12 protein-coding genes and 1 pseudogene are annotated in these 15,785 nt (G+C 40.9%); 2 read left to right on the forward strand and 11 right to left on the reverse strand.

Annotation, left to right across the window (positions count from 1 at the left end; genetic code table 11):
• Window positions 1–2: 2 nt before the first annotated feature.
• The 11 genes from uhpC to sfsA form a co-directional block, all read right to left on the reverse strand.
• Complete coding sequence (uhpC, locus tag GWJ01_RS13990; RefSeq protein WP_083629108.1) at window positions 3–1,355, reverse strand: MFS transporter family glucose-6-phosphate receptor UhpC; 1,353 nt, start codon at window positions 1,353–1,355, stop codon at window positions 3–5.
• 67 nt (window positions 1,356–1,422) lie between these two features.
• A complete protein-coding gene (locus GWJ01_RS13995) occupies window positions 1,423–2,979 on the reverse strand; it encodes an MASE1 domain-containing sensor histidine kinase (protein WP_109401266.1) in 1,557 nt (518 codons plus the stop codon).
• A gap of 1 nt (window position 2,980) precedes the next feature.
• A complete protein-coding gene (locus GWJ01_RS14000) occupies window positions 2,981–3,613 on the reverse strand; it encodes a response regulator transcription factor (RefSeq protein ID WP_023580792.1) in 633 nt (210 codons plus the stop codon).
• A gap of 232 nt (window positions 3,614–3,845) precedes the next feature.
• The gene (gene panD, locus GWJ01_RS14005; protein ID WP_064719124.1) at window positions 3,846–4,226 is read right to left on the reverse strand and encodes an aspartate 1-decarboxylase; all 381 of its coding nucleotides are present in this window, start codon (window positions 4,224–4,226) and stop codon (window positions 3,846–3,848) included.
• Between the two features lie 25 nt (window positions 4,227–4,251).
• On the reverse strand, window positions 4,252–5,106 hold the full coding sequence (gene panC / locus GWJ01_RS14010) for a pantoate--beta-alanine ligase (RefSeq protein WP_109393310.1): 855 nt from the start codon (window positions 5,104–5,106) through the stop codon (window positions 4,252–4,254).
• A gap of 42 nt (window positions 5,107–5,148) precedes the next feature.
• Window positions 5,149–5,940 carry a 3-methyl-2-oxobutanoate hydroxymethyltransferase gene (panB, locus tag GWJ01_RS14015; protein WP_109401265.1) on the reverse strand — a complete coding sequence of 264 codons (792 nt, stop codon included), beginning with the start codon at window positions 5,938–5,940 and terminating at the stop codon, window positions 5,149–5,151.
• 360 nt (window positions 5,941–6,300) lie between these two features.
• Window positions 6,301–6,795 carry a 2-amino-4-hydroxy-6-hydroxymethyldihydropteridine diphosphokinase gene (folK, locus tag GWJ01_RS14020; RefSeq protein ID WP_161711218.1) on the reverse strand — a complete coding sequence of 165 codons (495 nt, stop codon included), beginning with the start codon at window positions 6,793–6,795 and terminating at the stop codon, window positions 6,301–6,303.
• Entirely contained in the window at window positions 6,788–8,341 is a 1,554-nt protein-coding gene (gene pcnB, locus GWJ01_RS14025; RefSeq protein ID WP_411909536.1) for a polynucleotide adenylyltransferase PcnB, read from the reverse strand. Before pcnB ends, folK begins: the two co-directional genes overlap by 8 nt.
• 91 nt (window positions 8,342–8,432) lie before the next feature.
• On the reverse strand, window positions 8,433–9,344 hold the full coding sequence (gluQRS, locus tag GWJ01_RS14030; RefSeq protein WP_109401262.1) for a tRNA glutamyl-Q(34) synthetase GluQRS: 912 nt from the start codon (window positions 9,342–9,344) through the stop codon (window positions 8,433–8,435).
• A gap of 53 nt (window positions 9,345–9,397) precedes the next feature.
• A complete protein-coding gene (dksA, locus tag GWJ01_RS14035; protein WP_023580786.1) occupies window positions 9,398–9,853 on the reverse strand; it encodes an RNA polymerase-binding protein DksA in 456 nt (151 codons plus the stop codon).
• 196 nt (window positions 9,854–10,049) lie between these two features.
• Window positions 10,050–10,760, reverse strand: coding sequence for a DNA/RNA nuclease SfsA (sfsA, locus tag GWJ01_RS14040; RefSeq protein WP_109393315.1), 711 nt, complete (start codon window positions 10,758–10,760; stop codon window positions 10,050–10,052).
• Window positions 10,761–10,845: 85 nt separating this feature from the next.
• On the opposite strand from sfsA, the gene hrpB reads away from it, so the two are divergent.
• Window positions 10,846–13,278 (forward strand): ATP-dependent helicase HrpB, encoded by a 2,433-nt coding sequence (hrpB, locus tag GWJ01_RS14045; protein ID WP_161711227.1) that lies wholly within the window; start codon window positions 10,846–10,848, stop codon window positions 13,276–13,278.
• Between the two features lie 128 nt (window positions 13,279–13,406).
• Window positions 13,407–15,713: pseudogene (gene mrcB / locus GWJ01_RS14050) on the forward strand (bifunctional glycosyl transferase/transpeptidase); the annotation flags it as partial.
• Window positions 15,714–15,785 lie beyond the last annotated feature (72 nt).

Consider the following 15,785-nt stretch of genomic DNA (forward strand, 5'->3'; position numbering starts at 1 on the left):
GTTCAGAACCTTTTAAATGTGTCGTCATCGGAAAATGAAAGAGGGCCAACTAAATGCTCTTGTTTGCTAACATCAGCAATCAACAATGGCATTAGTAAGAGTCCCATTAAGGCCGCAGCACTGGTTAATAATGCAAACATCCCAGTCCAACCATAATGCGCCATGACCTGACTTAATGGCCAACCTGCCATTGCCGCCCCTAAATAGGCAAACAATCCCAAGTAGCCAGTTACCGTGCCTGCTGCGTTTTTATGGCAATATTCTGTTGCAGCAAGCCCGATTAACATCTGTGGCCCGAACACAAAAAAACCGATACTAAAAAAACAGGCTGCGAGCAAAGCATAATGATGAATTGGAATTAACCAAAGTGCTGTTACTGCGGTAAAAAGTCCGAGTGAAAACAGCAATATCATTGGTGCTCGTTGACCGCGGAATAATAAATCCGAGCCCCAGCCTGAACATAACGCGCCGAGTAAGCCACCCACTTCAAATAAAGAGAGAATGGCATTAGCACTCAATAAGTTGGCGCCATGTGTTTCTGATAACCAGATATTTCCCCAATCGTTAATCGCCATACGTATGAGATAAACCAAAATATAGGAAAAACCCAGTAACCAAATCATTCGGTTAAATAAAATGCTCTCTTTCAAAATAGTTAGCATAGGTTTAGGGGGTGATGCCTGCTCTTGACGTAATTCAAAAACATCGCGCCGCCACACACCCACGGTAGGAAGCCCTTCCTCTGCAGGAGTACCTTTTAACCGTACACACAACCACAACCCGATGATGATACCGATAATACCGGGAACAAGCAGTGCGACTTGCCAACTATAATGCGTCGCTAGCCACGCAGTTAAAATGGGAAGACTCATCCCGCCAAGGTTGATTGAGATATTCCATAATCCCCACCAGAAACCGCGTTCATTACGTGAATACCAGTGTGTTAACAACCTTGCACAAGGAGGCCATCCAAAGCCTTGAAAGAAACCATTTAGTGCCCAGACCAAAAGCAGCGCGGGAAACGAAAGACAATAGGCAAAAATAATATTCATAATGCCTGTCATGACTAGTCCCACACCCATAAACCAGCGGTATCCCCATTTGTCATGGAAAATACCGGAAACAAATTTAGATAAACCATAAGTGAGATAAAAAAGGCTGGCTATCCAACCGATATCCCCTTTATCTAAATTCAATTCAACCTGCATAACGGGCATTACAAAGTTGACGCTTTTACGAGTGAGATAGAAAGTGGCATAACCGATAATCATCGACAGCATTAAATTTTTGCGCCAAAAGTTATAGGTCTTATTAATTGATGCCGAATTTTTACCTGACATAACATCCTCTTTGATGTTGCAAATGTAAAAAAAATGTCGCGAAAAAGAATGAGATAAGGTTGTAGATGACTAAGACTTATTCCTAGTTTTCACTGTTTTCTTTTGAATTTGTGGGTAAGTTAACAATTATTTTCGTACCGTGACGGTTAATCACTTCCCATTCTCCGCCTAAAGCGCGAATGCGTTCTTCTATTCCTCGTAATCCAAAGCCACTACTTTGCTGTGCTGATAATGATGTCGGTAACATACCAACGCCATTATCACTAATAATTAGCCGTAAACGGTTTTGATTTTGAGTCAGTGAGATTTGGATGTAGGTTGCGTTAGCATGTTTACTAATGTTGTTTAACAGCTCTTGCACCAAACGGTAGAGAGTAAAAATAATGGTTTCGTTTTCAGGCTCTTTATCTAATGAGTAATTAAAATTACAGGTAATGCCGTTGTCATCAAAAGCAAACTCATTGATTAAATGATGAAGGGCTTTTTCAAGCGACATCTCTTCTAAAACAGGAGGGCGTAATTGTCGGAGTAGTTGACGTGTAGATTGATGAATTTGTAGGGCGAGCCGTTCAATTTGCTCTCCGGTTTGGCGTGTTTTGTCGTTATCCGCCGTTCTTTTGATTAGCATTGATTGAATTTGGATAGCCGTAATATTCTGCCCAATTTCATCATGTAATTCGCGAGCAATGGCTTTTTTAACATCTTCTTCGGTATGAACCAGTTTTTCCATTAGATCGCGACGAGCTTGTAACTCTTGTTCTAGGCGTAAACGGTAATGACGTAAATTATGAGCAAGTTGCTGTTGGCGACTAATCGCAATCCCTAAGCCAATACCGATAATGGCTTGTGTGGTTAAGAACATTTCTAACTCACGCAAATCATTAAAAGCGCCATTGACTTGGCGAGCAAAAGTGATAATCAAACTACCTAACAGTGCGGATAAAACGCCACCTTGCCAGCCATAACGGTAAGCCATAAAAACATTAGGAATAAATACAAGGATAACTAATAAACGCTCTATCTCGGGTGTTAAAAAAAACTGAGCACTTAACCCGATAAGGCAAAATAGAAATCCCCACATCAGCAAGGAAGTTCTTAGAGGAGGATCGGGAGTACCATCAGAGACTAAGGCGCGACTTTGTAATTCACGAAGATATTCATAAAGTAAAAAGACAAAAGGCGCGAGCAATATACCCCCAGTTACTGATGTGAGGAAAATATCGCTGGTGGTATTAATAATAAACCCGAGAATAAAGGCTTGTAGCAGGCTATTAAAGCCCACAGCGCCAATTAATAGGGTTAAGCGTTGCCAATAAAGCGGATATCGCCACCAAATACGCTGAACTTCTAGTGCGACAACGAGGCTTAGTATCGGAGAAAGATAAATAATGGTGTGGGTAATTAATTGCTCTTGCGCTAACCAGTAATAAAGCCCCCATTCGGCAAATAGCATCGGAAGCCAAAAGCGACGCCAGAGTAAAATTATCAGGGCTAATCGTAGACCTTGGGGTAAGAAAAGGGCGGCTTGTTGCCCATTTTTACTTAAATAGAAGCCAATCACCCAAAGTGATAGCCAAAGTAAAGAGTAGGTAAGCAATAAAAAAAGGGATTGAAGAAGAAAACGCAGTCCCCTTTTCATATTACAGCGAGCCTGTGATCAACTGATTCTTTAAGGCGAAATGAACTAAATCGATGGTGGTTTCACAGCCTAATTTACCCAGTACATTGGCTCGATGAACGTGTACGGTCTTATGGCTAAGATTAAGTTGTACAGCAATGGTTTTGACATTAACACCTTGAACTAACAGATTAAAAATCTCTCTTTCACGAGGAGTTAAAGTGTGGAGTGCATCTTCTTTTTCAGGTGTTTGTCGCAATGCTTTCATTGCATCAGAACAGAGATAACAACCACCTTGATGTACAGCACGTACTGCTTGTACTAACTCTTCAGGACCACAACGTTTTGTTAAATAACCGCGAGCACCAGAGTCTAGTGCACTCTGAACAAAGGCAGGGGTGTCATAGATACTTAAAATAATAGTTCGAAAATCAGGGCGCTTTTGTTTTAAACGGCTTTGGAGTTGTAGACCACTTTCGCCAGGCATAGAGAGATCCATAACGGCAACATCAATATCGTCATGAGCTAAATAAGGCCATGCTTCTTGCCCATTAGAATACTCACCCACGATGTGAATATCGGGTTCTAGCATTAGGAGTTGTGCAAAACCAGAACGCACAACAATGTGATCATCTACTAAAGCAACTTTTATCATAATTTTTTATTAGTCAGAGAGTAGTCAGACAATACTTATATGATTTATAACAAGCTACAGAAAGATAAGCGAGGAAAAACGGAGAAGAAAACTGGTTTTGAACCTTATATCTCGTTTTTATCAAGGTGAATCGTGACAAGCAAATAATAATAATGGGTTATTTATTGGTCTTGTTATTATTTCCCATAAGCAGGGAACCTCTGCCTATGGGAAGTGAGCAATATTTTATGAATTAGGCAACTTGAACGGGCACAGCTTTAGCAATGCGCTTCATTTCATTGTTGTCTTCAAAATATGCAATGTTTGGCTTATGGCTACGCGCATCGCTATCAGGAATTTGTACATAAGAGCAAATAATTAAGCGATCGCCAACAGCGGCACGACGAGCGGCGGCACCATTGACAGAAATAATTCGTGAACCTCTTTCTGCACAAATGGCGTAAGTTGAAAAACGTTCGCCATTATCAACGTTATAAATATCGATCGCTTCATTTTCAAGAATACCTGCGGCATCCATAAAATCCTGATCAATCGCGCAAGAGCCTTCATAATGCAGATCGGCTTGTGTCACTTTTACGCGATGAAGTTTGCCTTGTAACATAGTGCGTAGCATTGTTGTGTTTCCTATATTCTAATAATTAATCTACAAGATTAACTTGCTGGTTATCGATAAGGCGAGTATTACCCAGCCATGCAGCCATTAAAATAACAGCTCGACGGCTCTCTTCATTTAATGGTGTGAGTGTATCTGCATCACAAATAAAACACTCATCTGTACGAAAACCTTGTTGCTCTAAGGTGTTTTTTGCATTTTGTAGTAACTGATTAACATCACGATCCCCAGACTTTAATTGCTCTGCGATTTCTTGCATCGCTTGATAAAGTGCGGGAGCTTGTTGTTTTTCGTTATCAGATAATAGGCGATTACGCGAACTGAGCGCTAAACCATTTTTGTCACGGACGATAGCAACAGGAACGATACTGATATCCATACATAAATCACTTACCATCTTTTTGATAATTTGCAGTTGTTGAAAATCTTTTTCACCAAACATTGCAACATCAGGTTGTACAAGATTAAAAAGCTTACTGACAACGGTTGTGACACCACGGAAATGACCAGGGCGACTTGCTCCTTCTAATACGCTAGATAATACCGGTACATCAACGGTAGTTTGGTTTTCCATACCGTGTGGATACATCTCTTTCGCTGAAGGAGCAAAGATAATATCAACATGTTTATCACGCAGTAACTCGCAGTCTTCTTGCAAAGTTCGAGGGTAGTTTGCTAAATCCGCCTCTCTATCAAATTGAAGTGGATTCACAAATATAGAAGCTATCACGACATCTGCGTGAATGCGGGCTTCTTCAATTAATTTTAGGTGACCTTCATGAAGATTACCCATGGTTGGAACCAATGCAATGCGTTTACCTTCTTGCTTTAATCGCTTGATTTCTCTGCGTAAGATAAGCGTAGTTTCAATAATTAGCATGGCGTGACTCCTTTAAACGATATTGATAATTAAGATAATAAATCAGTTAAATGAATGTTTTTCTTCGGGAAACAGACCTTGTTCAACTTGTTGAACATAAAGGCTGACAGCACCTTTTAATGATCCTGCTTCTTGTAAAAAATCTTTTGAGAACTTAGGTGCTTGAGGGGTTAAGCCTAATAAGTCATGCATCACAAGAATTTGCCCATCAGTGACATTACCAGCACCAATACCAATAACAGGCATCGTTAACGCGTCTGTAATTGCTTTAGCTAGAGTAACAGGAACACATTCCAATACCGCTAATTGAGCACCTGCATCTTCAAGGACGATAGCATCTTGCTTTAATTGCTCTGCTTCATCTTGTTCTCTACCTTGGACTTTGTAACCCCCGAAAACATTGACTGACTGTGGTGTTAATCCTAAATGGATACAGACAGGAACTGCACGCTCAGCCAGCATTTTAACGGTAGGAATTAACCAACTTCCACCTTCAATCTTCACCATGTTGGCACCTGCTTGCATCAAAATGCCGGCGTTAAGGCAAGCCTGTTCAGGTGTTGAATAAGACATAAAGGGCATATCAGCAATTAAGAAGGCATTAGGAGCGCCAGCTCTTACACAGCGGGTGTGATAGGCAATTTGCTCAACAGTAACGGGGAGCGTGCTGTTATGGCCTTGTAATGTCATTCCTAGTGAATCACCAATCAGCATGGCTTGAATACCTTCTTGTGCAAAAAGGCGGGCAAAACTTGAATCATAAGCGGTGATTGTGGCGAATTTTTTCTTTTCTTGCTTATAGCGATTTAACGTAGAAAGCGTAGTGGGTTTCATTGTAACAAACTCCATCATTGTCGTTTTTTTGTGTGTAGATAAAATTAATTACTTCACATAATTGTTTGTTTATTAAGGAAAATATTGAATTGTCAAAATAAAGCCGCTTTCGATTGTAGCATTTAAGGACTAAAAACGAAGAAAAAGTAACTAAATGAGTAATAAAAAATAACAAATGATAATTTTTATTTATATTCATCAATTGGTTATATGTGAAAAATAAATACAAAAGAGTTTAAAGATTGAGGCGATGAGGGGAGTTTGAAAAATTGAGGGAAAGCAAAGGAGAGGAGATAGGCTGATACTGTTTATGTTTTTTACAGTATCAACCTTTAGCATTAAGGGCGTATTAGTGTGAAGTTACCACTTTTCCATGCCATTTTCAGGCACTAACGCCAATCTGTCTGCTAATAATTCACCATCAGGAAAGCGAAGATCTGGTGCTAATTCAGCTAATGGATAAAGCATAAATTCACGTACTTTAAGCCCGTAATGAGGTACGGTTAATCGTTCTGTTTGGATTACGTCATTACCAAATAACATAATATCAAGATCAAGCGTTCTTGGCCCCCAACGATTACCTTCTTTTCTAACACGACCTTGCGCCAATTCAATAGCTTGAGTGTTATCAAGTAACTCTTCTGGTGCTAATGTTGTATCAACCGCAACAGCGACATTTAGGTAATCAGGTTGATCTTGAGGCCCCATTGGACGTGTACGATACCAAGATGACTGTGCAATCAATGTTGTTTGTGGGATCTCACTGATTGCCTTAATCGCTGAATTCACCTGATCGTCAGGTGAATTCAAGTTACTTCCCAGAATGATATAAACACGTTTTTTCTGTTTACTCATTGGTACTCTCTTGTCTAGATGCAGGCTTTGCACTTGGATGACGAGGGCGTTTACGTGGACGTGGACGTCTGCGAACCGGTGCTTGACCTAATTCAGATACCATTGAGCGCTGTTGCGTATTATTAGACGCTTGGAAATCAGCCCACCAACTTGCTAACGCTTCAAGCTCTGGGTTGCGTTGTACATTGGCACGTAATTCCAGTAAATCAAACGCTGCTCGGAATTTAGGGTGTTCAAGTAATTTATTTGCACGACGGCCTTGGCGTTTAGGTAAACGCTGCTGTAATTGCCAGATATCACGCATTGTTGTGGTAATACGTTTTGGTATCGCAATAGTACGGCATTGCTCATCTAAAATATCGTTCATTGCCATAGAGAAAGAGTCATAGTAAGAAAGACCACTTTCTTGGACTAGTTTTTCAGCATGTTCAATTAATGGATACCATAACATTGCTGCAAATAAGAACGCCGGATTGACTCGCATCTCTTTATTAATGCGATAGTCTGTATTTTTGAGAACTTGATCTAACATTCTCTCCATCGGCGTATCATGTTGCTCTGTCATTTTAGAAGCAATCAATGGAAACAGTGGCTCAAGTAATTGATGGCGACACATTAATTTGTAAGTTTTGTAGCCTTGCCCTGTTTGTAATAATTTTAGTGACTCTTCAAAAAGGCGAGCAGATGGAATATTACGTAATAAAGGGGCGAGTCTGCTAATTGGCTCTGCGGTTTCAGGCGCAATTTGCATATCCAATTTGCTGGCAAAGCGAATGGCTCTAAGCATTCTGACGGGATCTTCGCGATAACGCGTTTCAGGATCGCCAATTAAGCGAATAATACCTGCTTTTAGATCCGCTAAACCGCCAACGTAATCACGTACAGCAAAATCATCAACACCGTAATAAAGACTGTTTAATGTAAAGTCACGACGAATGGCATCTTCTTCAATTGAGCCGAAAATATTATCGCGTAGTAACATGCCGCTTTGTGCTTGCTGAGATTGGTTATTGTCTGAAACCTCATGATCTTCATGAGAACCGCGGAAAGTCGCAACCTCAATCACTTCAGGGCCAAACATAATATGAGCAAGACGGAAACGACGACCGACTAAACGGCTGTTGCGGAATAATCGACGTACATCTTCAGGTGTTGCATTAGTGGCAATATCAAAATCTTTTGGTTTTTTTCCCAGTAATAAGTCACGGACACCACCACCAACTAAATAAGCCTGAAAGCCTGAGTTGTTAAGGCGATAAAGCACTTTTAATGCATTATCGCTGATATCTTTACGTGAAATTGGGTGTTGATCTCTTGGGATCACAGTCATTGGCAAATCACTCCCGTTCGCCTTTTCTTTATTACTCTTTTTTTTACGGGGACGGTCTGCGGATATAGCAGGACGCCGACGCACAGGTTTCTGTGTTTCTTGTATTGGTCGGTCAGATGCAGTGACTGGCCTTTCACTTGCTACCGGTTGTGTGTCTGATGACGTTGTTTGTCGCCCTAGCAGATTACGGCAGAAATGTGCTACTCGATTAAAAATATGACACCTCGAATAATAAATTCTAATAATTAAAAAAATTAAGCGGCTAATCATAGCCTACTGAACATTTTTTGAGAATGCTTTGTGTGGTTTATTCATACCCTTGTTGCTGATGATTTTGTTTTAAAATCTCAGAAGGTGACCACTGCGCAGTCGCAATCTCTAATAATGATGCTAATGAATAATCTTGCCAACCCTCAATAATAGGCTGATTAAGAAACCGCAAAGCATCGATAATGACGGGTCTTGGATCAGTATCTGGCAACGCATGCGCGTGATTTTGTTTTGATAATTTATTACCGTCATGATTTATTGCTAAAGGTAAATGAGCATAACGCGGAATAGGTAAATTCAGTTGTTTATGTAAACTGATTTGTCGCAATGTGGGATCAAGTAGATCGGCACCTCTAACAACTTCGGTTACACCCTGATAATTATCATCAATCACCGTCACTAGATTATACGCAAATAAGTTATCTTTTCTGTGAATAATCATATCTTCTAACACGATAGATGTACTCTTTGCATAATATGTACCTTGAATGACATCTTCAAAATGATAAACAGGATGCTGTTGGATCAACCTCCATGCACTCTCTTTATCAAAAGGTATCACATTATCTGTGAGTGACTCTCGGTGACGACAGTGGTTATCATACACGCCCCCTAAGTCATGTAAACGATGACGGCTACAATGACAGTGGTAGCAAACACCCTCTTTCCAAAGAGTGTGTAAAGTTTCACGGTAAGCATCATGGCGTTGCGATTGATAGAGGATCTCTTCATCCCAGAACAAACCATAATGTTCTAATGTGCGAATAATTTGGGATGCAGTGCCGGGAGGTTCTCTAAGAGGGTCTATATCATCGATGCGCAGAAGCCAACGCCCATGGTGTGCGCGAGCTTGAAGATAACTGCCAAGTGCAGTAACCAATGAGCCAAAATGAAGTTGACCCGTTGGCGATGGCGCAAAGCGCCCAATATAGTCTGTAATCTCGTGCATCGAAAGATTCAGATTAACGCCTCAACGTATTAGGTTGAGGCGTTTGCTCATTATTAGCCAGCCATCTGCTTTTCACGGATTTCAGCTAATGTCTTACAGTCGATACATAAATCAGCTGTAGGGCGAGCTTCTAAACGGCGAATACCGATTTCCACTCCACAAGATTCACAGAAACCAAAGTCATCATCTTCGACTTTTTTCAGTGTTTTCTCGATTTTCTTAATGAGTTTACGTTCACGATCACGGTTACGCAGCTCAAGACTGAATTCTTCTTCTTGTGCAGCACGGTCAACGGGATCGGGGAAGTTTGCCGCCTCATCTTGCATATGAGTAACGGTGCGGTTGACTTCATCCCTGAGCTGATTGCGCCAAGATTCAAGTATTAGCTTAAAATGCGCTAATTGGGCTTCGTTCATGTACTCTTCGCCCGCTTTTTCCTGATATGGCTCAACGCCAGCAATAGCGAGAATGCTCATGGACGATGTTTTACGCTTTTGCCCTTCTTGCATAATGCTTCTCCTACATACGCATTTCTGAATAATCCCCACCTTCAAAATAGGAAGGGGAAAAAATAGGGCGCTATAAATAGCAGATGCCCGCGAGGATAGCAATTATTCCTTCAATAAGTTTTCTCATGGTGTGAAGGCACGCAAGTAAATGTCCTTTTTTAGTTAAAAAATGCTTAACTAACACCATAAGAATCAATTAACCATTTGAAATAAAAGGTAATTGCTGTCCAATTGTTAAATTGTATTCACTAATATTGATGCGATAACACAAGATTTCAACCCCTGCATCACTCGCTTCTTTTAGCAGTGAAGCATAGGCAGGGTCAATCTCTTTAGCAACAGTCACTTCCGTAATCCCAGTATGGGGAACTGCGTAGAATAAGACAGCCCTTAAGCCCAATTTTGCGATAGCCGTCAACTCTCGAAGATGTTTCTGCCCACGTTCTGTCTTTGCATCAGGGAAATAGCCCATACTGTTGTCTAGCAAGGTGACTGACTTCACTTCAATATAACAGTCAACTTTATGATTTGATTTAAGTAAAATGTCAATACGGCTGTTCTCACTGCCGTATTTCACCTCTCGTTTTATCTCGTCATACTCAGATAATTCTGGAATGTTACCCGCCTCAATAGCATCAGCAATAATTCCATTTGCTCTTAAGGTATTTACACAAATCCAATCATCGGTTTGAGTTTGAGTTAGTTCCCAGCTATGCGGATATTTTCTTTTTGCATTTGAAGAGGTGGAGTACCAAACGGTATCACCGGGGGTTGCACATCCCGTCATTGCACCGGTGTTGGCGCAATGGAGCGTGAATTCTTCCCCATTAGGGGTAACAACGTCTGCTAAAAAACGTTTATATCGTTTTAGTAAAGTGGCAGATTTTAGTGGTTGCTCAAATTTCATGACAACTCCGATGAAAATACGACCTTTAATAAAGCGCTAATGCTACAATGCCTAGCCAAGAAAGTTAATGAGCCATGGAGCCTGTGTGCATTTATTGCCAATCTTTGATGTAACAGAAAAAATTGTTACTGCCTTAAAACAATCCCCACAAGTTTTGCTTCATGCACCTACTGGTGCTGGTAAATCCACGGCGCTTCCTCTCTATTTGCTGGAACAAAATTACTTTGATGGCAAAATCATTTTATTAGAGCCAAGACGAATAGCGGCTAAAAGCATTGCTTATCGCTTAGCCAGCCAGCTAAATGAAGAAGTTGGAAATACGGTAGGTTATCGTATGAAGGCGGAAAGCAATGTCAGCTCACAAACTCGGCTTGAAGTGGTAACAGAAGGGGTATTAAACCGGATGTTACAGCAAGATCCAGAGTTGACAGGCGTGAGCCTAGTGATTTTAGATGAATTTCATGAACGCAGTTTACAGGCAGATTTAGCACTGGCTCTATTGCTTGATGTGCAGATGGGGTTACGTGATGATTTACGTGTTTTGATTATGTCCGCAACCTTAGATAATCAAAAACTCACCTCTCTATTACCAGATGCTCCCATGATTAGTGCACAAGGGCGCAGTTACCCCGTCGAAAGAGTGTATTCTCCTATCAATACGCATCAACCCTTTGAACAAGAAATTGCCACAATGGCGTTGCGATTATTGGCACAAGAAACTGGTTCTATGCTGATATTCTTGCCAGGTAGTGCAGAGATAGTGCGTGTTGTAGATATTCTAAAAGATAAAGTGGATGGCAATATTTTGCTATTTCCACTTTATGGTGCGCTTTCATTAGCAGACCAACAAAAAGCGATTGAGCCAACTAAAAAAGGTTATCGAAAAGTCGTACTTGCCACCAATATTGCAGAAACCAGTCTGACAATTGAAGGTATTCGCTTGGTTCTTGATAGCACTATTGAAAAACGCGCTCAATTTGATTTGAAAAGCGGTGTGACTAGCTTACTGCGTCAAAGAATTAGTCAATCATCACAGACCCAAAGAGCAGGGCGAGCAGGACGTCTTGAAGTGGGTATTTGCTGGCATTTAATCAGCCAAGAACAGGCAGAGCGTGTTGCTTCTCATCATACACCTGAAATTTTAAGTAGTGACTTATCGTCGTTATGGCTTTCTGTCTTGCAGTGGGGCTGTCGTGACATTAATCAGTTGAATTGGTTAGATACGCCAACACCTCAAGCATTACATTCCGCAAAAGATTTATTGTATCGTTTAGGTGCAATAGATAAACAAGGTGGATTAACCGCACGAGGCTCACGCATGGCTCGATGGGGCATAGAGCCTCGATTAGCAGCAATCTTAGATTATGCGAGTGAGCAAAGTGACAATCATCTTGCGACGGCAGCACGCTTATGTGCAATCTTAGAAGAGCCACCCCGAGGACAAGAAATTAATTTAGAGTGGATTGCTCAACAAAAAAACACCTTCTGGACACGACGTGAAAAACAGCTTTCTCAACATCGGAAAGGGATGTTTTGTCCTGAATTGTTAGGTTTATTATTAGCGGTTGGATTTCCTGATAGGATTGCTAAAAATCGTGATAATCAAGGTCGTTTTCGCCTGGCAAATGGGCAAGGTGCTATGATGGAGCACTCGCACTCAATAAGTGATTCAGCGTGGATCTTAGCACCATTATTACTACAAAATGCGCATTATGCTGATGTCCGCATTTTATTAGCGCTACCGATTGATATCGATGAAATATCAGCAACTTTTCCAGAGCTTATTGAAAATAATACAACTGTTGAATGGGATGAAAAACGCGGTACGTTGGTTGCATGGCAACAACGCCAATTAGGGCGATTAACCTTAAGCCAGCGCCAATTAGACAAACCCAATAAACAGCAAATGCAACAAGCATTATTGAATTGGTTGAGAGATAACGGTTTAAATACTCTCGCGCTTAGTGAAGAGACTCAACAATTGTTTATACGCCTTTCTTTGGCGAAAAAATGGTGCCCAGAAGTTTTATTACCTGATTTAGAAGAAACCATGTTGCTTGAAACGTTAGAAACATGGCTATTGCCTGAGCTGGGAGATGTTCAGACATTAAAGGCATTACAACAAATTGATATCAATACGATTATTAAAAATCAATTAACATGGCATGAAAATCAGTTGCTTCAAAGCTTATTTCCGACGCATTATTTGGCGCCAACAGGCACAAAAGTGATTATCAACTATGATTTGGAGTTACCTCCTGTGATCGCGATCCGCATTCAAGAGGTTTATGGCGAACAGCAAAGTCCTATTGTAGCGAATGGTCAATTACCCGTTGTGATGGAATTATTATCACCTGCTCATCGACCTATTCAGAAAACACAAGATTTAGCGACATTTTGGGCAGGAAGTTATAAAGAGGTGCAAAAAGAGATGAAAGGGCGTTATCCCAAGCATTTATGGCCTGATTCACCCGCAGATACCGCACCCACACGACGAGTAAAAAAATATAGCCAATAAATGAATATCAGTTTTACCCTAGTTTTATTCGTATTTGAGAGCTTTCTTGTGGGATCACACAGAAAAATAGCGACAATGTTAGGCTTCTTTATCCCGTGATAAAGGGGTTTTAATGAGAGATACAGTTCATGAGTAGAAAGAAAAGACCAGTGAAACAAACCAAAAGAGGTCGTTCTTGGTTTTGGTTATTTGTCAAAATCGCCATTGTGGTTGCGGTTTTAATGGGCATTTATGGTGTTTATTTACATTCTCAAATTAAAGAGCGTCTTGATGGCAATGTTTGGGAATTACCAGCCGCGGTTTACGGACGTACCGTTAACTTAGAACCGGGCATGAATTATAGCCAAAAAGAGATGGTGAGCTTACTTGAGGGGATGCAATACCGCAATGTTAACAAAATCACTCGTCCTGGCGAATTTGTGGTAAGAGGCAACACGATTGAAATGTTGCGCCGACCTTTCGATTTTCCTGATGGTCGTGAAGAACAAATTTTAGCTAAATTAGCCTTTGAGCAGAATTCCTTGGTTAGTATTACTAACATGGATAATCAGCGGCAGTTTGGTTTTTTCCGTCTTGATCCTAAATTAATTACCATGATGCAATCTGCAAATGGTGAACAACGCTTATTCTTAGCAAGAGATAAATTCCCACAATTATTAGTGGATACATTAATTGCAACAGAAGATCGACGCTTCTATGAACACGACGGGATCAGCTTTTATTCTATTGGTCGTGCTGTATTAGCGAATTTTACTGCGGGCAAAGCAGTTCAAGGCGGGAGTACCTTAACGCAACAGTTAGTAAAAAACCTGTTTTTAACTAACGAAAGAACATTAAAAAGAAAGCTTAATGAAGCCTATATGGCGATCATTATGGATGCGAGTTATAGCAAAGATCGCATTTTAGAGTTGTATCTTAATGAGGTTTTTTTAGGGCAAAGTGGCGATGAACAAATTCGAGGCTTCCCTTTAGCTAGCCTTTACTACTTTGGTCGTCCTGTTGATGAATTAAGCCTTGATCAGCAAGCGCTTTTAGTGGGTATGGTTAAAGGTGCCTCTGCTTATAATCCTTGGCGTAACCCTAAAGCGGCGTTAGAACGTCGTAATATAGTATTAAAACTACTGCAAACCCAAGAGATAATCGACCAAGAGCTTTATAATGTGCTTAGTGCGCGTCCTTTAGGTGTGAAGCCACGTAGCGAAGCGTTAACGCCTCAACCTGCGTTTATGCAACTGGTTCGTCAAGAGTTACAAACAACCTTGGGCGATAAAGTTAAAGATTTATCGGGTACGAAAATTTTCACCACATTAGATCCTGTCTCACAAGATGCGGCTGAAAAAGCGGTTGAGGTGGGGGTCGCAGATATCCGTAAAGTTCGTAAAATTGACGATCTTGAAGGAGCGATGGTTGTTGTGGATCGCTTAAGTGGTGAAGTGAGAGCCTTAGTGGGGGGATCTCAACCACAATATGCAGGTTTTAACCGTGCATTATCGGCTCGTCGCTCTATTGGCTCTTTAGCAAAACCAGCGACCTATTTAACCGCATTAAGTGAACCTGATCGTTTTCGTTTAAATACATGGCTTGCTGATGAACCGATTTCTGTACCTATTCCCGGGGGGAAACCTTGGCAACCTCGTAACTACGATCGTGGTTATAAAGGTAAATTAATGCTGGTGGATGCGTTAGCAACATCACGTAACATACCTACAGTAAATCTTGGTTTAGAAGTGGGATTAGACCAAGTGATCAAAACATGGATTAACTTAGGCGCACCAGCGGAAAATCTGGAAAAAGTGCCCGCGATGTTATTAGGTGCATTAAACTTAACACCGATGGAAGTGGCTCAAACCTTCCAAACAATTGGTAGTTTAGGCAATCGCGCAAAATTATCATCATTGCGTTCTGTTATTGCCCAAGATGGTACAGTGCTTTACCAAAGTTATCCTCAAGCTGAAACGACTGTTTCACCTCAAGCGGCTTATATGACGCTATTTGGTATGCAACAAGTGGTGAATTCGGGAACAGCATGGCGCGTATTAAAACCAAAATTTGGCAATTACAACCTTGCGGGTAAAACTGGTACAACTAACGATCTTCGTGATAGTTGGTTTGCGGGAATAGATGGCAAGGAAGTGACGGTTTCATGGATGGGACGCGATAATAATGGTCCAACGAACTTAACGGGTTCAACAGGGGCATTGTTGCTATATCGCAACTATTTAGAAAATCAAGCACCGCTGAAATTAAATCCACCAGTACCAGAAGATATCGCAGAAATGTCTGTCGATGCTCAAGGTAACTTTGCTTGTTATGGCGGAGGTGTTCGTACTCTACCTGTATGGACAGCAAATCCAGATGGATTGTGCACACCTATTCAGCAAGATACTGATGAAAGTGGCGCACCAAAATGGTTACAAGATCTATTTTCTGAGTAGGTAATCACGTAGATTAGCTAAAATAAAAACGGCACATAAGTGCCGTTTTTTGTTTATTTATATCTTATTTTT

It is taken from the genome of Proteus sp. G2618 (assembly GCF_009915995.1).
Classification (GTDB): Bacteria; Pseudomonadota; Gammaproteobacteria; order Enterobacterales; family Enterobacteriaceae; genus Proteus; species Proteus terrae.